This window comes from Novosphingobium sp. ST904, assembly GCF_001298105.1.
Taxonomy (GTDB): Bacteria; Pseudomonadota; Alphaproteobacteria; order Sphingomonadales; family Sphingomonadaceae; genus Novosphingobium.
The window spans coordinates 1-18,374 of record NZ_LGJH01000125.1 but is presented as its reverse complement, the minus strand read 5'-3'; the positions used below and the strand labels follow the sequence as shown (position 1 = coordinate 18,374).

Here is an 18,374-nt window from a genome sequence, read left to right as displayed (position 1 = left end):
CGGCAGTCCAGAGCGAGTTCCGATGACCCTGAACCAGTGGCTTTCCATCGCCACCCTGTGCGGCATGATGATTCTCTTCGTCTGGGGCCGTTTCCGCTACGATGTCACGGCGATCATCGCCCTCCTTGCCGCGCTGGCGCTGGGCCTCGTCCCGCCGGAGAAGGCATTTTCGGGGTTCTCCGACGATATCGTCATCATCATTGCCTCCGCGCTGGTGCTTTCCGCTGCCGTGCAGCGGACCGGTGTCGTCGAGCAGGCAGTGAACTGGGTCAGCCAATGGGTACGACGGCCCGGTTCGCAACTGTTCGTGCTGACGGCGTCCGTCGGCGTCGTTTCCGGTCTCATCAAGAACATCGGCGCATTGGCGATGATGATGCCGGCCGCCTCGCAGATGGCCCGGCGCAGCCATTCCAACCCCTCCCGCTTCCTTATGCCCATGGCGTTCGCCTCGCTGCTCGGCGGGTTGACCACCATGATCGGCACTTCGCCCAATATCATCGTCAGCCGCGTGCGCGAGGAGCTGACCGGCGAGCCCTTCCGCATGTTCGACTATCTGCCGACGGGGCTCGGCATGCTGGTGATCGGGCTCGTGTTCCTGCGCTTCGGCTACCGGCTCGTGCCCGCGGACCGGCGCGCCGCCGCGACCATGGGAGAAGCGCTCAACATTTCGGACTACACGACCGAGGCCACCGTCTCGGAACTGTCGAGTGCCATCGGCGAGACGATCGGGGAGTTCGTCGACCACCACGACGGCGAAGTAGAAGTGACGGCCCTCCTGCGCGCCGGCCTGCGCGGAGACGTGCATCCCGACACGCACATCGCGCAGGGCGACGTGCTTATCCTCTCCGGCGATCCCGACGCGCTGGAACGGGCCATCGTCCGCTCGCAGCTCACCCTCGACGATCATGAGGAGGACGACGAGCATCAGCGCGCCCGTGACGAGATCGGCGTGATCGAGGGCGTGGTAACGACGGAATCGGCCTTTGTCGGAAATACGGCCGGCCGGTTGATGCTGAAGGAGCGGATGGGCCTGCGCCTCGTGGCAATATCGCGCCGCGGCGAGAGCCTGCGCAACAAGCCGGGCAATGTCGTGCTCGCAGCCGGCGACGTGGTTGTGCTTCAAGGCGTCCTGGAGGAGATGCCCGGCCGCCTCCAGCAACTTGGCGTACTTCCGCTGGCACAGCGGCATATCCGGCTCGGCATGAGCCGCAGCGGCTGGCTGGCACTGGCGATCCTCGCGCTGGCGATGATAACGACGGCAACCGGGCTCGTTCCTGTGGCTGTCGCGTTCTTCGCGGCGGCTGGCGCGGTCATCATCACCGGTGCCCTGCCGGTGAACGATGCCTACGAAGCCATCGAATGGCCGATCCTGGTGATGCTGGGCGCCCTGATCCCGGTCAGCGAAACCCTCCAGACAACGGGCGCATCCGACATTCTGGCGAGCGAGTTGTCGAGGCTCGCCCGGGACATGCCGCCATGGGGCGCGGTGGCGATGGTACTCGCCGCTTCGATGGCGGTTACGCCGTTCCTCAACAATGCGGCAACGGTGCTGGTGGTGGCTCCCATCGCCGCCGTCTTCGCGACCGACCTCGGCTACCGGCCGGACGCCTTCCTCATGGCTACGGCGATCGGTGCCGGGTGCGACTTCCTCACCCCGATCGGGCACCAGTGCAACACGCTGGTGATGGGGCCGGGCGGCTATCGGTTCGGCGACTACGCCCGGCTGGGCGCCCCGCTTTCCCTGCTCGTGCTGGGTGTCGGGACGCCGCTCATCATGTACTGCTGGCCGCTGTAGCGGCTATTGCGCGAACGGACGGTCGATGGCGACCTGCGGCTGCGTGAACCACTGCGCGCCGGTTTCGGTAACGAACATGTGATCTTCCAGCCGCACGCCGAACTTCTGCGGAACCACGATCATCGGCTCGTTGGAGAAGCACATGCCCGGCTCCAGAGGCGTCTTGTCGCCGCGCACGAGATAGGCTGGTTCGTGGATCGAAAGGCCGATGCCGTGGCCGGTACGGTGCGGCAGGCCCGGCAGGTTGTAGTCAGGCCCCAGCCCGGCCTTTTCGAGCACGACACGCGCGGCATAGTCGACCGCTTCGCAAGGCTCGCCGGGACGCACGGCGTCGAAGGCGGCCTGCTGGGCTTCCTTCTCGATGTCCCAGATGCGGCGGATATCCTGCGAGACATCGCCGAAAGCGTAAGTGCGGGTGATGTCGGAATGGTAGCCCTGGATGGTGCAGCCCGTGTCGACGAGCACGAGCTGGCCTTCCTTCAGCTCACGGTCGCCCGGAAGCCCGTGCGGATAGGCGGTCGCCTCGCCGAACTGGACGATGCAGAAGCTCGACCCGCTGGCGCCGAGCTTGCGATGCGCGGCATCGATGAAGTGGACCACCTCGCTCTGGCGGATACCGGGGCGCAGGATGCGCGCGGCAGCCTGATGGACCAGCAGGGTCATGTTCTTGGCCTGCTGCATCAGCGCAAGTTCCGCGGCGGACTTGACCATGCGGCACTGCTTGATGACCGGCATCGCATCGACCGGCCTGGCCGAACCGCCCTGCCGGATGCGCTCGGCGAAGTGGAAGGGCAGTTCCGGGTCAATCGCCACCGTCTTCGCGCCGATTTCCGCAAGCACCCGAACCACCAGTGCGACCGGATCTTCGTCTTCCTGCCACGAACGGATGTCCACCGGAATCGCGAGATCGGCTTCCAGCGTGCCGATCTCGAAATGCGGGCAGATCATGATCGGCTTGCGTCCGGGGACGAGCAGCATGGCGACAAGACGTTCGGTCTGCCCCCAGGGCAGGCCCGAGAAGTAGCGCAGCGAGGCTCCGGCATTGACCAGCAGCGCATCGGCGCCGAGCCGGTCCGTCAGTTCCGCCGCGCGTGCCATCCGCGCCTCGCGCTCGGCCACGGCGATGGCCGGGGCGCGGTCGGCCCAGGCTTCGAGCCCGGCCAGTTCGATCTCTGCGGTCGATCCGCCAATCATGTCGTTATTCCTTTATGCGAAGCGCTGGATATCGAACGGCGCGAGCGGCAGCTCCGGCTGCTTGCCCGCGACCATCGATGTGACCAGCCGCGCCGTGATCGGCGCAAGTGTAAGCCCTAGGTGCTGATGACCGAAGGCATAGAAGAGATTGGATGCCTTCGTCGAGCGGCCGATGGCGGGAAGATAGTCCGGCAGGGTCGGGCGGCAGCCCATCCAGCGGCGGAACGGCCCTCCGATGGGCAGGCCAAGCTCCGCGACATGGCGCTCCAGCCGCTCCCACTTGCGCGGATCGGCAGGCGCATCGACCGTCCCGAGTTCGACGAAACTCGCCGCCTGCACTGCGCTTCGATAGCGCGTGACGATCATCGAGCGTTCCTCGAAGACCACCGGCGGCAGGTCGGCAGCCCACACGCCGGCATCGGCGCGGACGTGATAGCCGCGTTCGGCGATCATCGGCACCTTGTGGCCGAGATGCTCCATCAATTCGCGCGAGCGCACGCCCGCACAGACCAGCACCTGCTCGGCATCGACACCGCCGATCTCGACGCGGCCTCCCGCCATCCGCAATTCCCCGCGCCGGGCCACGAAAGTACCACCCCGCTCGGCGAAAGCCTTGCGCAAGGCAGTCCGCAAATCGCCGAGGTCCGCGATCTGGCCGCTACCGGAGAAACGGATCGCGCCGGCTACCGGCTGCTTGCCGAGACCGGACAGCATCGCCAGTTCGGCCGGTGTCGCCTCATGCACTTGCGCGGTACCGGTTTCCGCCGCCTGCCATGAAGCACGGCCTTCGCGAGCGGCGCTTTCCCCGTGCCAGAGCACGAAATGGCCATCCTGGCGAAGCAGTTCCGGCGCCCCGATGCGCTCGGTCATCGAAATCCACGCAGGCATCGAGCCGGCCAGAAGCGGTGCCAGGGCCTCGCAGCCCTTGCGGAACCGCGCCGGACGGGCGGCGGCAAGCAGGCGCAGCCCGAAAGGCACCCATTCCGCCATGGCGGCAGGCGGGAAGCCCAGCGGTCCGCCGCGCAGGAACAGGCGCTGCGGCAGGCTGCGCACCATGTCCATAGAGGCAAGCGGTTCCACCTGTTCGACCGCGATGTGCCCCGCGTTGCCCCAGGATGCCGCCTTGCCCTCGGTATCGTCATCGACAAGCGCAACCTGGTGCCCTGCTTCGAGCAATTCGATGCCCGTGCAGAGCCCGACCACCCCGCCACCGACAATTCCAATGGACCCCACAAAAACTCCGTTGCATAAGTCAGACTATATCGTATACCATATATCAATCACCGCCCGTCCGCACAAGGCTTTGCACCGCGCCATGAACGTCTCGATCCACCGAAATCACAACGTCCCGGTTCGCCCGGGCGGTGAAGGGTCGCGATTAACAAAACGCAATCGCTGGTCGGAAAAGGTCGCATTGCAGCGTCATTTGGGATCATCTACCGTATACGTTAGATCGAAGGCGTATCGCGCCGTCGAGAGTTGTATGGAGATTCATTGGTGACAATCGTCGTCCGCACCCTTGCTGAACGCATTTTCGACGTGATCCGCGAAAGGATCGTCGAAGGAAAGCTCCCCGTGATGGAGCCGGTCCGGCAGGATGCGCTGGCCGCAGAACTGGGCGTGAGCAAGATCCCGCTGCGTGAAGCGCTGGCGCGGCTCGAACATGAGGGTCTGCTGACCAGCCAGGCCAATCGCGGCTGGTTCGTCCGCCCGATGTCGAGCGATCAGGCCGAAGAGATCTATCTCCTGCGCCTTGCGACCGAACCCGCCGCCGCAGCCTATGCCTGCACCAAGGCCGATGATGCCGACCGGCAGGCCGCCATCAAGGCCTTCGAAGTGCTTGACGCCGCGGCCAAGGAAAATCTCAGCGACGTTGCCGTGCGCAACCGCGAATACCACGTCGCCCTGGTCCGCCCGGGCAAGCGCCTGCTTACCACGCAGCTTGTCGAGCGCCTCGAAGTGCTCGCCGAACGCTATGTGATCGCCCACCTCGAACCGGCGGGCCGCGGCGACCGCGCGCATATGGAACACCGTGACCTGCTCGATGCCTGGCTCGCCGGAGAGGCGGACAAGGTGCAGGGCCTGCTCACCCAGCACATCGCCAGCACGCTTGACGACTTGCGCGCTCATTTTACCGCCAGCCAGACAACCGGCTGAGACCATAACCAGGGGGATCCATGCTCGGACCGCGTAAATCGATAGAAAAACTCTCACAACGCGACTCCGGGCATTCCCTGGCCAAGACCCTGAGCTGGCCTCACCTGATCGCCCTTGGCGTCGGCGCCATCGTCGGCACCGGCATCTACACCCTGACCGGCGTCGGCGCGGAGCGCGCGGGACGCCGTGATCCTCGCCTTCGCGATCGCCGGCGCGGTCTGCGCCTGCGCCGCGCTTGCCTATGCGGAAATGGCGACGATGATCCCGGCCGCCGGCAGCGCCTACACCTTCTCCTATGCCGCCATGGGCGAAACCATCGCCTGGATCGTCGGCTGGAGCCTGATTCTCGAATATTCGCTGGCCTGCTCCACCGTCGCGGTCGGCTGGTCCGGCTATCTGGTCGGCTGGATCCAGTCGGCGGGCATCCATCTGCCCCACGCGCTGCTGGTCGGCCCGCACGGCGGCGGCATCGTCAACCTGCCTGCCGTACTGGTGGCGCTGGCCGTCATGGGCATGCTGATCGCCGGCACCCGCGAAAGCGCCACGCTCAACATCGTGCTGGTCATCATCAAGCTCGTCGCGCTCACGATCTTCGTCGTCATGGCGCTGCCCGCCTTCCAGGGCGGCAACCTTGAACCCTTCATGCCCTACGGCTTCGGCAGCACCGAGGTGGAAGGGCAGAAGCGCGGGGTCATGGCCGCCGCCGCCATCGTGTTCTTCGCCTTCTACGGCTTCGACGCGGTCGCCACTTCAGCCGAGGAAGCCAAGAACCCGGGCCGCGACCTTACCATCGGCATCATCGGCTCGATGGTCGTCTGCACCGCGATCTACATGGCCGTTGCGATTACCGCGATCGGTGCCCTGCCCTTCCAGCAGCTTGCCAACTCGCCCGAACCGCTCGCCCTCGTGCTGCGCCAGCTCGGCCAGCCGGTTGCCGCGCACCTGATCGCCTTTGCCGCCGTGCTCGCCCTGCCTTCCGTTATCCTCGTGATGATGTACGGCCAGAGCCGCGTGTTCTTCGTCATGGCCCGCGACGGCCTGCTGCCGCGCAGCCTCGCCAAGATCAGCCCGCGCACCGGCGCCCCCACCCGCATCACGCTGATGACCGGCATCTCGATCGCGGTCGTCGCCGGTATCTTCCGTCTCGACGAGATCGCGGAACTCGCCAATGCCGGCACCCTGATCGCCTTCATCTCGGTCGGCGCGTGCCTGATGATCCTGCGCCGCCGTGCGCCGGACCTGAAGCGCCTGTTCCGCTGCCCGCAGCCTTACGTTGTCGGTACGCTGACGTTCCTGGGCTGCGCCTACCTGCTGTTCAGCCTGCCCGAGAGCACGCTGGTCCGCTTCGGCGCCTGGAACGTGATCGGCCTCCTCGTCTACTTCCTCTACGGCCGCAGCCGCAGCGAAGCCGGACGCGAGGCGGCGGCGGCAGTGGCCTGACACGGCCGGGCTGCCGCCCCCTTCACCCGTAACGATACCGATCCCAAGGAGATCGCGATGAAACGCGCCCTCGTGCTGGCTGCCGCCCTGCTTGGCACCGCCCTTTCGCCTGCTGCGCCTGCCCTTGCCAAGACCGCCTACGACGGCGTCTGGCTGTTCGACGACACCCCGCCCACGCCGGGCGTGACGATGATGGAAGTCACCTCGAAGGGCGGCAAGATCGCCGGCACCGTAACCACCAAATGGTACGGCCCGGTCGAGATGATGAACCCGCGCGTCGAGAACGGCGAACTGAAGTTCGAGGCCCGCAACCTCAACGACAAGGAGCACCTTACCCGCCCGTGGAGCGTCGCGCTTGAAGGCGGGCAGGCCCATCTCAAGGGCAGGATCTGGGAATCCGAGGTCGACAGCAAGGGTTACAAGGGCAAGGCGAAGGACGCCAGGGCGCGCGCCTTCCAGTTCGCCGCACTGCCCCCGCTCGGCACGCCGATCCCCAACAGGCTGGCCGCCACCCCGCCGATGGGCTGGAGCAGCTGGAACAAGTTCGCCGAGCACATCGATGACAAGACCGTGCGCGCGCAGGCCGATGCCATGGTCTCTACCGGCCTTCGCGATGCCGGCTACCTCTACATCAACATCGACGATGGCTGGCAGGGCAAGCGCGACGCCAATGGCGTGCTACAGCCCAACGAGAAGTTTCCGGACATGAAGGCGCTGACCGACTATGTCCATTCCAGGGGACTGAAGATCGGCATCTATTCCTCGCAGGGGCCGCGCACTTGCGCCGGCTACGAAGGCAGCTACGGCCACGTCGCGCAGGATGCGAAGACTTATGCCGAATGGGGCTTCGACTACCTGAAGTACGACCTGTGCTCGGGCGAGTGGTTCTATGCCGATGCCGATACCGTGAAGCGCAGCTACTACGAAATGGGCGCCGCCCTTCAGGCGACGGGGCGCGAGTTCATCTTCTCGCTCTGCGAATATGGCCGCTTCGACGTGGGAAGCTGGGGCCGCGACGTCGGCGGCCAGCTGCGGCGCACGACCGGCGACATCACCGACGACTATCCGACAATGGCCAAAATCGGCTTCGACAAGAACGGCAAACCCGATTGGGCCGGGCCGCATGGCTGGAACGATCCGGACATGCTCGAAGTCGGAAACGGCGGGATGAGCGCGGACGAATACCGCACGCACATGACGCTCTGGGCCATGTCCGCCGCGCCGCTGATGATGGGCCATGACTTGCGCGAAACCAGTGCCGAAACGCTGGCGATGCTGACCAACAGGCGCGTCATCGCCGTGGATCAGGATGCCAGGGGCGTCCAGGGCAAGGCCGTGCGCAAGGCGGGCTCAATGGAAGTCTGGGCCAAGCCGCTGGCAGACGGCCGCGTTGCCCTGGCCCTGTTCAACCGCGGCGAGACCGCGGCCTCGCTCTCGCTGACACCTGCCGATGCCGGTCTGGCCGCAATCTCGCAGGTCGAAGACCTGTGGACCGGGGTCAAGGCCGCGAAACTGCCCGCAAGCTACACGGTCCCCGCTCGCGGTGCGGTGATGCTCACCGTCGGGGGCTGATCCCCGACATCCTGCCGGCACGCGCAAAGTCCCACCCTGGGCGCTTGTCGGCAGACCTGCCGCCGGAAGCCGGTTCGGCATCCGGCGGCATTCGCCGCTTGCACGATCCCTTCACCTCGATTTGCGCTTTGTTATTGCGAGGCATTCGCACTTGCGATAATGGCAGCGGCACAGGGGGGGCCGGGACTCGATTCCGCATCGCTTTTTGCGCGACTCCCGTAGACCAAGGGAAACGTGCAAGTTGGGCGGTAACGGCGAAAGTCTCGATGTGCTTGATGGGGCGGACCGTGCACCGCCTGCTGCGCGGACAGAACCGCCTGCAGATCCCGGGCAAACCGTGCGTCCTGCCGCCGCCCGCCGCGCTCCCGCGAAGAAGAAGAACAAGAAGGCCCGCGCCTTCTGGCTCAAGCAGCTTCACACCTGGCACTGGGTGAGCGCCGCGGTTTCGCTTGCGGGAATGTTCCTGTTCGCCATCACCGGCATCACGCTCAACCATGCGGCATCGATCGGTGCGGAACCCAAGGTGGTACAGAGCGAAGGCAAGATCGCGCCCGGCCTCCTGCGTAGCCTGCCCCCCGCCGGAGACGGCACCGCGCCGCTTCCCGCCGATGTCGCCAGGGCAGTGGCCGCCGCCGTTCCCCTCGATCCCGCCGGTTTCCCGGCGGACTGGTCCGCCGAGGACGAGGTCTATGTCGCCATGCCCGGCCCGGGCCGCGACGCATGGGTCAGCATTGACCGTTCCAACGGCGCGATTTCCGCCGAAGTGACCAATCGCGGCACGGTTTCCTACCTCAACGACCTGCACAAGGGCCGCAACACCGGCTCGGTGTGGTTCTGGTTCATCGATCTCTTCGCGGCGGCCTGCGTCGTGTTCACGGTGACCGGCCTGTTCCTTCTCCAGCTTCACGCCAGACATCGGCCCTCGACCTGGCCGCTGGTCGGGCTGAGCCTGCTGATCCCGCTCGCGATCGCCCTGATATTCATCCACTGAGACAAGAAGGCACCGATGACGACATCGAAGGTACTGCCAGCGCTTCCACTTCTGGCCCCGGCGCTCGTCGCCGGGACCATCGCCACCCCGGCTGCCGCGGCGACCGTGAGCGTGACGATCCCGCGCATCAACGTCGCGGAATACCATCGTCCCTACGTCGTCGGCTGGCTCGAACCGCCGCCGGCGGCCCGGCCCGCACCGTTTTCGTGTGGTACGACGTCAAGAAGGCCGGCCGCGAGCCCGGCACGAAGTGGCTGGCGGACCTGCGCACCTGGTGGCGCAAGGGCGGCCGTTCGCTCAACCTGCCCGCAGACGGGCTGAGCGGCGCCACCCGCGCGCCCGGCACCTACCAGATCCCCCTGCCCGCCAATCTTCCGGCGGGACAGTATGTCTTCAAAGTGGAAGCCGCGCGTGAAACCGGCGGGCGCGAACTCGTCTCGGTTCCGGTCACCGTTCCCGTCAAGAAGGCCGGCTCGGCATCGGGCAGTTCCGAACTGGGTGCGATCACCATCCGCTGATCTCAAATTCTCGAACATTCACGATTTTTCAAGGACATGACATGCGCTACAGCCATATCCTGATCGCCTCGGCCGCCGTGGCCGCCGCTCTTGCCTCGCCCGCTTCGGCGCACCGCCAGTGGCTCCTGCCGTCCACCACCACGCTCGCCGGCACCAGCGAATACGTGACCGTCGATGCGGCGGTATCGAACGATCTGTTCTATCCCGACCATTTCCCGATGAGCCCCGAACAGGTCACCGTCTGGGCTCCTGACGGCAGCGAAGGCAAGATCGAGAACCCGGCCACCGGCCGCTACCGCGCGACGTTCGACGTCAAGATCGACAAGCCCGGCACCTGGAAGATCGGCACCCAGCGCTCGGCGATCATGGGCAGCTTCAAGGTGAACGGCGAAGACTGGCGCCTGGGCGGACGCGGCCGCCCGATGGGCGCCGGTGGTCCCGGTGCAGGCGGCCCCGGTACAGGCGGCCCCGGTGCGGGTGGTCCCGGAGGGGCGCCCGGCGCCGGCGGCGCGCCGGTACGCAGTGTCGCGACCGTGGCGGACATTCCGGCCAATGCCACCGACGTGAAGCTGACCGAATCGATTTCCGGCAACTACATCTACGTGACCGCCGATGCGCCGACGAAGACCGTCTTCACGCCCACCGGCAAGGGCCTGGAAATGATCCGATCACGCACCCGGACGAGCTGGTGTCCAACGAAGAGGGGCAGTTCCGCTTCCTGATCGACGGCAAGCCCGCCGCCGGCGTCAAGGTTACCGTGGTTCCCGGCAGCAAGAAGTACCGCAAGGCCGAACAGGCCCAGGAACTGACGACCGGCGCCGACGGCGTGCTCCACGTCAAGTGGCCGGTCGCCGGAATGTACTGGATCAACGCCAGCGCCAGCGACAACAAGCCCAGCGAAAAGCGCGCCACCGAGCGCCGCATGAGCTACACCGCCACCGTCGAAGTGGTCGCGCCCTGAACGGCACCTAAAGCGACCTGAACGACACCAAGCCTCCCTTGGCCTCCCCCTTGCGACTGGCCGTGCCGCTCGACATCGATCCGGGCGTCCTTGCCGACTGGCGACAGGACGCCCCGGTCATCGACCTCGGCGGGGAGACCATGGGAACGACCTGGCGTCTCCGCCTGGCGGCGCCCGAAAACTTCGACCGGGACGCGATCGTCGAGGCGATCGAGGCCCGGCTCGAGGATATTCTTGCCCAGATGAGTCACTGGCGGGCGGACTCGGTGCTCGGCCGGTTCAATCGCGCTGCGGCGGGAACGTGGATCTCGCTGCCGCCCGCCTTTGCCGGTGTCATGACAGCAGCGTTTGCCATCGCCGAAGTGACCGATGCCGCCTTCGATCCCGCGATCGGTGCCATCGTCGATCTTTGGGGTTACGGCCCCGTCCCGGTCGCGGCACCGCCGAGTGCGGACGCGCTTGCCGGGGCCCGTGCGGTTTCCGGCTGGCGGAAGCTGACCTTCGATGCCGACAGCCACCGCCTGCTCCAGCCCGGCGGCCTGCGGCTGGACCTTTCCGGCATCGCCAAGGGCCATGCCGTCGATGCCCTTGCCGCGCTGCTGCGCGAAAGGGGCTGCAACCATTTCCTTGTCGAGATCGGCGGCGAGCTCGTCGGTTCGGGGATGAAGCCGGACGGCGATCCCTGGTGGGTCGATCTCGAAACGCCGACCTGCGATATTCCGCCCTTCCGCATCGCCCTGCATCAGCTCGCCGTGGCGACCTCGGGAGACTATGTGCGCGGCCGCCACACCATCGACCCGCGCAGCGCCCTGCCCGTGGAACATGCCATGGCCGTCAGCGTGGTCCATCGCAGCGCCATGCTGGCCGATGCCTGGGCCACTGCGCTCTGTGTCGAGCCGCCCGAGGCCATGCGCGAACGGGCCATCTGCGAGAATCTGGCGGTTCGCGCGCTTTGCCGCGCGGGAGACCACGGTGAGGGCCGGATCGAGGAATGGATCAGCCCGGCCCTTGCGGCCCTCCTCGTCGTGCCCTGAGCGGCCTTACCCGCCCCTTCGAGAACCCCCGCCCCGACGATTTTGCAACATAAGCGTTACACTTGTAACAAAGTATATTGCGAATGCGAATGACTCTCATTATCGGAGCCGCCAAAGGAATTCCAAACATGAGGGGAATTATGTCTTCCAAGCCTTCGTCCTCGGCTGCGCGCCGCACGTTCCTTGCGCTGTCCTGCATCGCGCCCGTGTTCAGCGTTGCCCCCGCCCATGCCCAGCAGTCCGACGGCCAGCGCGTGCTCGGCGGCGTCACCGTCAGCGATTCCGCGATTGACGAGCAGCCCGGCCGCAAGCTCGAATCCCCCAAGCGCACCCGCCCCGTGCTCGATACGCCGCAGACCATCACCGTGCTTTCCAGCGAAGTGATCGAGCAGCAGAACCTGCTGACCCTGCGCGACGTGCTCTCCACCGTCCCCGGCATCACTTTTGGCGCGGGCGAAGCGGGCACCGGCCCCGGCGACAACATCACCTTCCGCGGCTACAGCGCCGCGAACGACATCACCATCGACGGCGTGCGCGACAGCGCGCAGGTGACGCGCACCGATCCGTTCAACCTTGAGCAGATCGAAGTCACCAACGGCGCGAACTCGGTGGTTTCCGGCGCCGGTTCGACCGGCGGCAACATCAACATCGTCAGCAAGCGCCCCAAGGCCGATGATGCCTATGTCGCCACGGCCGGCGTCGGCACCGACAATTATTACCGCGCCACCGTTGATCTCAACAAGCGCGTGAACGACCTCGTCGCCTTCCGCCTCAACGGCATGTGGCACCGCAACGACGTGCCCGGCCGCGACGTGGAAGACTACAAGCGCTGGGGCGTGGCGCCCTCCGTCACCATCGGCATCGACAGCCCGACCAGCCTGACGCTCCAGTACTTCCACCAGGAGGACGACAACGTCCCGCAGTACGGCGTGCCCTATTACAGCGGCACCGTGCCCGGCGTTCACCGCAGCGACTACTTCGGCTATCGCAACGTCGACAAGCAGCGCATCAACATCGACCAGATGACCGCGATCTTCGATCATGCGTTCAGCGACACGGTCTCGATCCGCAATCTCGCCCGCTGGCAGGATTCGCGCCAGCTTACCGTGGTCAATCCGCCGCAGGGGACCTACTGCCTGACCACCGGCGTGACGCCGACCGGCGGCAGCTGCGGCACCGTGCCGGCCGGTTACTATCAGCCTTCAGGCCCCCGCGGCACCACGCGCGACATCCGCAACCAGCTGCTGTTCGACCAGTTCGACATCAAGGCCGTGTTCAACACCGGCGCGATCGAGCACACCATCGATCTGGGCGGCTCGGCCACCTGGGAAAAGTATGACCTGAACAACGGCAACTCGCTGCGCAATGCCGATGGCACTTCGGTCACGCTTCCGCTCATCAACATCGACAACCCGAACGATGTCGTGACCGGTCCGACCGGGTTCACGTACGGCAGCAACCTCTACACCGGCCCGGTCAACTTCATCCGCACCGGCCACACGCTGGGCGAGCAGACCAACGTGGCCGCCTACCTGTTCGACACGATGAAGCTGGGCAAGCTGGAACTCAGCGCCGGCGCCCGTATCGAGCGCAACGTCGGCACGACCCGCGCCGACACCATCGCCGCCTCCACCACGTCCACCGTGACGCAGGGCCAGGTCACGCCGGGCACCGAGACGCGCAGTGCCGACACGCTGTTCTCCTACCGCGTCGGCCTGAACTACAAGCCGGTCGAGGCGGTCAGCCTCTATGCGGCCTATGGCAATTCGCGCACGCCCTCCAAGAACTCGGTCAACGGTTCCTGCACCACGGCGGGCGAGAACGGCGCCACCACCTCGACCTGCAACGTGAACCCGGAAAGCGCCCAGAACTACGAGATCGGCGCCAAGGCCGAACTGTTCGACGGCGGCCTGCTGCTGACGGCGGCGGCATTCCGCAACGAGCGCGACAAGTACGCCGTGATCTCGGGCGATCCCGCCGTTCCCAACCAGCAGCTCGACGGCAAGTCGCGGGTGGACGGCATCGCGCTGGGCGCCAGCGGCAAGATCACGCCCGACTGGTCGATCACGACCAATTACACCTACCTCAAGAGCAAGCTGCTCCAGTCGGTGTCGGACTACTGCCTTGCCAACCCCGGCGCCGTCACCGGCACGCGCACCTGCACCAACACGCCCACCAACCCCAATCCGGGTGCCGGCCAGTACCTGACCCAGACCCCGAAGCATTCGGCCAGCCTGTTCACGACCTACCGCCTGCCGTTCGGCCTGACGCTGGGCTACGGCTTCACCTATCAGGGCAAGTTCCTGCTTTCCGCCGCCGTTCCCGCCACCGCGACAGCAGCCGCCGTCAAGGCGATCTCCTCGGACGACTACCTGATCCACCAGGGCTTCCTGTCCTATGACTTCAGCCCCAACCTCTCGGCGCAGCTGAACGTCAAGAACATCGGCAACAAGCTCTACTACCAGCGCATCCGCAACAACGGCTGGGCCACACCGGGCGATGCCCGCTCGGCGGTCCTGACCCTCACCGCGAAGATGTAAGCGGGAAAACCTCTCCCAACGGCCGCGGGCGCGCATCAGGGCGCCCGCCGGTTTCTCTTTTTGATGCGCGTCCCGGTTTCTCTTTTTGATGCGAGTCATTGTCAGGAGCGCCGTCCTCGGCAAGAAGAGCGCCCATGGTCATCGAAATTCCCGAACTTTTCTCCGCCGACGAAGTGCGCGCATTCCGAGAGGCGCTGGAAGGCGCCGACTGGGCGGACGGCCGCGCCACCGCCGGTCATCGCGCCGCGCAGGTCAAAGACAACGAGCAGCTTCCGCTGGGCCATCCGCTGGCGCAGCAGCTTGCGGACCGCGTGCTGGCCCGCCTCATGCAGACGCCGCTGTTCATCGCCGCCGCCCTGCCGAGCCGCGTGCTCCAGCCCCGCTTCAGCCGCTACGACGGGCGCGGCCACTACGGCAACCACGTCGACAACGCGATCTTCCCGATCCCCGGCACCGGCGAACACTTGCGCAGCGACATCTCCAGCACCCTGTTCCTCAGCGATCCCGACGAATACGACGGCGGCGAACTGGTGATCGAGGACATGTTCGGCAGCCACACCGTCAAGCTTCCCGCCGGGCATCTGGTGGTCTATCCCGGCAGCAGCCTCCACCGCGTGGAGCCGGTGACACGCGGCACGCGCTTCGTCTCGTTCTTCTGGACCCAGAGCTTCGTCGCCGCGCCCGAACGCCGCCGCCTGCTGCTCGAACTCGACGGCGCGATACAGGGCATCGCGGGCGACCATCCCGAACATGGCTCGATCGACACGCTCACTCAGGTCTACCACAACCTGCTGCGCCAGTGGTCGGTGACGTGAGCGACGCGCCGCTTCCCGCGCTGACGCAGATCCCGCCCGACCTGCGCAGCCTTGCCGATTACGAACGCCGCGCCCCCGCCCATCTTTCCGCCGAGGCGTGGCATCATATCGAGGAAGGTTCGGGCACCGGACAGACCCTGCGCGCCAACCGCGAGGCCTTCTCGCGCCGGGCCCTGCTTCCGCGCGCCATGGCCGACCTGCGCGGCGGCGGCACCGCCATCGACCTGTTCGGCCGCAGCCACGCAGCGCCGCTGATGATGGCCCCGGTGGCCTACCAGCGCCTTGCCCATCCCGACGCGAACTCGCGGTGGTGCGCGCCGCCACCGCGCTCGATACCGGCACGATCGTCAGCACCCTGTCCAGCGTGCCGCTGGAGGAGATCGCCGAAGCCGCCCGCTCCTTCGCCCGCGAACTGGGCCGGCAAGCCGCGCCGCTCTGGTTCCAGCTCTATCTCCAGCCGGACCGCGAACACAGCCTCGCCCTCGTCCGCCGCGCCGAGGCGGCGGGATACGAGGCGATCGTGCTCACCATCGATGCCGCCATCAAGCTTTCGGGGATGACCCTGCCGCCCGGCGTCTCGGCGGCGAACCTCGCGGGGATGCCGCTGCCACGGCAGACCGCAACGCTGGGCGGGCGCATCCTGTTCGGCACCCCGCTCGCCGATACCGCGCCGCGCTGGGAAGACCTCGCCTGGCTGCGGGAGGCCACCTCGCTTCCCGTGCTGGTCAAGGGCATGGTGCTGGGAGAGGACGCCGCCCGCGCGGTGGACATGGGCGCAGACGGGCTCATCGTCTCCAACCATGGCGGCCGCGTGCTTGACGGGCTGCCCAGCGTGCTCGACGTGATCGAGGATGTGGCCGGGGCAACCGGGGGCCGCGTGCCCCTGCTGGCGGACGGCGGCTTCCGCTCCGGTACCGACGTGGTCAAGGCGCTGGCGCTGGGTGCACGCGCGGTGCTGCTCGGCCGCCCGCAGCTTCATGCCCTCGCCGTGGCGGGGATGCCGGCGTCGCCCATGCGATTCACCTGCTGCGCACCGAACTCGAAGCGGCGATGGCCCAGCTCGGCTGCGCCACCGTGGCCGAAGTGACGCGCGAACGGGTGACCGGCACGCGCTAGGGCATGCAGGCGGGCCAACTGCTCATCTTCTGTAAATCTCTGGAATTGCATCGCCGGCGCGCCGCCCGGTTCTTCGGCGCGACAATGGTGCGAAGCTGTCACCAATTAATACAAATTGCGACGCCCCAAAAAGCGCGAAGTTTTGTCATGGCGATGGCAAAACAAGATGAGGGAATTTCGAAGTGGTGCGATTTCGTTTCGGCCTGATGGCGTCGGCTGCCCTGTTCGCGTGGCCCGGTGCTTCCGCTTATGCCCAGTCAGGCTCCACCGGGGCCACCACGTCCACGCAATCCACGCCCGAGGAACCCGGCGAGGAGAACGAGATCGTCGTCTCGGGCCAGAAGCCGCGCGGCTCGGTAATCGGCGACATCGCCCCCGAAGTGACCTTCGATGCCGGCGACGTGCGCGCCCTTGGCGTTTCCAGCGTCACCGAACTGCTTGAGGAACTCGCCCCGCAAACCGAAAGCGCGGGCGGCGGTTCGCCCGTCGTCCTGCTCGAAGGACGCCGCATCGCCAGCTTCCGTGAAGTCGGCACGATCCCCACCGAAGCGATCCAGCGGGTCGAGATCCTGCCCGAGGAAGTCGCCCTCAAGTATGGCTATGCCGCCACGCAAAAGGTCGTCAACATCGTGCTGCGCCAGCGGTTCCGCGCCTATACCCTCGAAGGCGGCGCCAAGCTCGGCACCCAGGGGGACGGGCTGAGCGTCAATCCCAAGGCGGACTTCCTCGCGATCCGCCGGGGCGAGCGGCTCAACCTCGACGTGAACTACTCGCAGGCCAATTCCATCACCGAGGCCCAGCGCGGCCTTGCCACCAGCGGCGGCGACGGCCGCAATCGCACGCTGCGCCCGGAAACGCAGGCCTTCACGCTCACCGGCACCTGGGCCAAGCCGCTCTCCCACGTCTGGCTGGCCACGGTGAACGGCGAGCTGACCACGACCGACAGCCGCGCCCTGCGCGGCAGCGCCCTGTCCTCGGTGACGATCCCGGGCGGCACGCCTTACGCCAGCGGGGCCGAGGAGAGACGTTCCTGCCCACCGTGGACGGCCTCTCGCCGCTGACCAACACCAACAGCAAGCAGACCGGCCACCTCGGGCTGACGCTCAACGGCACCACGCAGAAGTGGCAGTGGACGGTCACCGGCAATTACGACCGCACCGACACCCGTTCGATCCAGCAGCGCCCGCTCAACCTGGCCGACTATGCCGCCGCCGTGGCCGCCGGCGATCCGCTCGCCGATCCCTCCCTGTCGATCGCGAGCGAATTCCTCGATTTCCAGGCTCCCAACCAGACCCGCAACAGCACCGACAGCGTCGACCTGAACTTCGTGGCAACGACCACGCCGCTGCAGATGCCCGCCGGCGGGATCACCACGACCTTCAAGCTCGGCGGCACTTTCGACCGGTCCGACAGCACCGTGACCCGGCTCGGCATCGACCGCGACACCGGCGTCGACCGCGATCAGGGCGAGGCGTCGGTCAATATCGACATCCCGCTCAGCAGCCGGGGCGTGCCGCTGTTCCCCGGCGCCGGGCGCATGTCGATCAACGCCAACGCGGCGGTGCGCCAGATCGGCGACTTCGGCACCCTGCGCACGCTGGGGGGCGGCTTCAACTGGAGCCCGACCAACCGCTTCAGCCTGATCGCCGCCTACCGCGACGACCAGAGCGCGCCCAGCGCCGCACAGCTGGGCGACGCGGTGATCTCCACCGCCAACTTCGACCTGTTCGACTATACGACCGGCCAGTCGGTCCGCGTCACCGCGCTGACCGGCGGCAACCCCGACCTCGAAGGCTCGCGCCTGCGCAACTTGCGGCTTGGCGGCACGTTCCGGCTGAACGACCCGAACATCACCCTCAACCTCGATTACAACCGCACCTGGCAGCGTAACCAGGTCGTCGCCCTGCCCGGCGCGACGCCCGGCGTGGTCGCGGCCTTCCCCGAGCGCTTCACCCGCGATGCCGATGGCAATCTCGTCTCGGTGGACCTGCGCCCGATCAACATCGCCAGCGAGGACAAGTCGCAGCTGCGCATGGGGATCACTTTCACCAAGACGCTCAAGACCCCGCAATCCCAGATCGACGCCATGCGCGAGAGCTTCCAACGCCGCTTCCCGAACGGGTTCCCCGGCAGGGACGGAATGGGCAGGGACGGGGCTGGCCGGGAAGGCGGCGAAGGCGGCCCGCCGCCGCAGGGCGAAGGCGAGAACGCCGCGGCCCAGCAGGGCGGCGCCGCCACCGG

Annotated in this window: 11 protein-coding genes and 5 pseudogenes; 13 read left to right on the top strand and 3 right to left on the bottom strand. The window is 66.8% G+C overall.

The features are described from left to right. The first annotated feature begins 22 nt into the window (after positions 1-22). Complete coding sequence (locus ADT71_RS06960; protein WP_054435935.1) at positions 23-1,795, top strand: SLC13 family permease; 1,773 nt, start codon at positions 23-25, stop codon at positions 1,793-1,795. A gap of 3 nt (positions 1,796-1,798) precedes the next feature. Here the strand turns inward: ADT71_RS06960 and ADT71_RS06955 are convergent, their stop codons facing one another. Further along, positions 1,799-2,989 carry a Xaa-Pro peptidase family protein gene (locus ADT71_RS06955; protein WP_054435934.1) on the bottom strand — a complete coding sequence of 397 codons (1,191 nt, stop codon included), beginning with the start codon at positions 2,987-2,989 and terminating at the stop codon, positions 1,799-1,801. A gap of 12 nt (positions 2,990-3,001) precedes the next feature. Beyond that, a complete protein-coding gene (locus ADT71_RS06950; protein WP_054435933.1) occupies positions 3,002-4,222 on the bottom strand; it encodes an FAD-binding oxidoreductase in 1,221 nt (406 codons plus the stop codon). A gap of 264 nt (positions 4,223-4,486) precedes the next feature. On the opposite strand from ADT71_RS06950, the gene ADT71_RS06945 reads away from it, so the two are divergent. The 9 genes and pseudogenes from ADT71_RS06945 (at position 4,487) to ADT71_RS06905 (ending at position 15,017) form a co-directional block, all read left to right on the top strand. Then, complete coding sequence (locus ADT71_RS06945; RefSeq protein ID WP_054435932.1) at positions 4,487-5,146, top strand: GntR family transcriptional regulator; 660 nt, start codon at positions 4,487-4,489, stop codon at positions 5,144-5,146. A 20-nt stretch (positions 5,147-5,166) separates the two neighbouring features. Next, a pseudogene (locus ADT71_RS06940) lies at positions 5,167-6,586 on the top strand (amino acid permease). Positions 6,587-6,643: 57 nt separating this feature from the next. Beyond that, positions 6,644-8,158 carry a glycoside hydrolase family 27 protein gene (locus ADT71_RS06935; RefSeq protein ID WP_054435931.1) on the top strand — a complete coding sequence of 505 codons (1,515 nt, stop codon included), beginning with the start codon at positions 6,644-6,646 and terminating at the stop codon, positions 8,156-8,158. 337 nt (positions 8,159-8,495) lie between these two features. Then, a complete protein-coding gene (locus tag ADT71_RS06930; RefSeq protein ID WP_054435930.1) occupies positions 8,496-9,149 on the top strand; it encodes a PepSY-associated TM helix domain-containing protein in 654 nt (217 codons plus the stop codon). A gap of 15 nt (positions 9,150-9,164) precedes the next feature. After that, a pseudogene (locus ADT71_RS06925) lies at positions 9,165-9,667 on the top strand (DUF2271 domain-containing protein). A 41-nt stretch (positions 9,668-9,708) separates the two neighbouring features. Then, positions 9,709-10,628, top strand: a pseudogene (locus ADT71_RS06920) (DUF4198 domain-containing protein). Positions 10,629-10,666: 38 nt separating this feature from the next. Continuing rightward, a complete protein-coding gene (locus ADT71_RS06915) occupies positions 10,667-11,662 on the top strand; it encodes an FAD:protein FMN transferase (RefSeq protein ID WP_231635663.1) in 996 nt (331 codons plus the stop codon). A 128-nt stretch (positions 11,663-11,790) separates the two neighbouring features. Continuing rightward, positions 11,791-14,202, top strand: a complete 2,412-nt coding sequence (locus tag ADT71_RS06910) for a TonB-dependent receptor (RefSeq protein WP_369818192.1) — start codon at positions 11,791-11,793, stop codon at positions 14,200-14,202. 134 nt (positions 14,203-14,336) lie between these two features. Continuing rightward, on the top strand, positions 14,337-15,017 hold the full coding sequence (locus ADT71_RS06905; protein WP_054435928.1) for a Fe2+-dependent dioxygenase: 681 nt from the start codon (positions 14,337-14,339) through the stop codon (positions 15,015-15,017). Here ADT71_RS06905 and ADT71_RS35510 read toward each other — a convergent pair. Next, positions 14,981-15,259, bottom strand: coding sequence for a hypothetical protein (locus tag ADT71_RS35510; protein ID WP_369818194.1), 279 nt, complete (start codon positions 15,257-15,259; stop codon positions 14,981-14,983). The genes ADT71_RS06905 and ADT71_RS35510 overlap by 37 nt on opposite strands. Between ADT71_RS35510 and ADT71_RS06900 the strand changes: the two are divergent. The 3 genes and pseudogenes from ADT71_RS06900 to ADT71_RS06890 form a co-directional block, all read left to right on the top strand. Continuing rightward, a pseudogene (locus ADT71_RS06900) lies at positions 15,155-16,133 on the top strand (alpha-hydroxy acid oxidase). The gene ADT71_RS35510 and the pseudogene ADT71_RS06900 sit on opposite strands and share 105 nt — an antisense overlap. A 182-nt stretch (positions 16,134-16,315) precedes the next feature. Then, positions 16,316-17,194 carry a hypothetical protein gene (locus ADT71_RS31965; RefSeq protein WP_054435927.1) on the top strand — a complete coding sequence of 293 codons (879 nt, stop codon included), beginning with the start codon at positions 16,316-16,318 and terminating at the stop codon, positions 17,192-17,194. Further along, positions 17,173-18,374: pseudogene (locus ADT71_RS06890) on the top strand (hypothetical protein); the annotation flags it as partial. The gene ADT71_RS31965 and the pseudogene ADT71_RS06890, both read left to right, overlap by 22 nt.

What these genes read in the sequence shown, in the direction of transcription:
- ADT71_RS06910 (WP_369818192.1), top strand. Translation starts at nt 11,791, where the DNA reads ATGAGGGGAATTATGTCTTCCAAGCCTTCGTCCTCGGCTGCGCGCCGC.
- ADT71_RS06905 (WP_054435928.1), top strand. Translation starts at nt 14,337, where the DNA reads ATGGTCATCGAAATTCCCGAACTTTTCTCCGCCGACGAAGTGCGCGCA.
- ADT71_RS06955 (WP_054435934.1), bottom strand. Translation starts at nt 2,989, where the DNA reads ATGATTGGCGGATCGACCGCAGAGATCGAACTGGCCGGGCTCGAAGCC.
- ADT71_RS06935 (WP_054435931.1), top strand. Translation starts at nt 6,644, where the DNA reads ATGAAACGCGCCCTCGTGCTGGCTGCCGCCCTGCTTGGCACCGCCCTT.
- ADT71_RS06960 (WP_054435935.1), top strand. Translation starts at nt 23, where the DNA reads ATGACCCTGAACCAGTGGCTTTCCATCGCCACCCTGTGCGGCATGATG.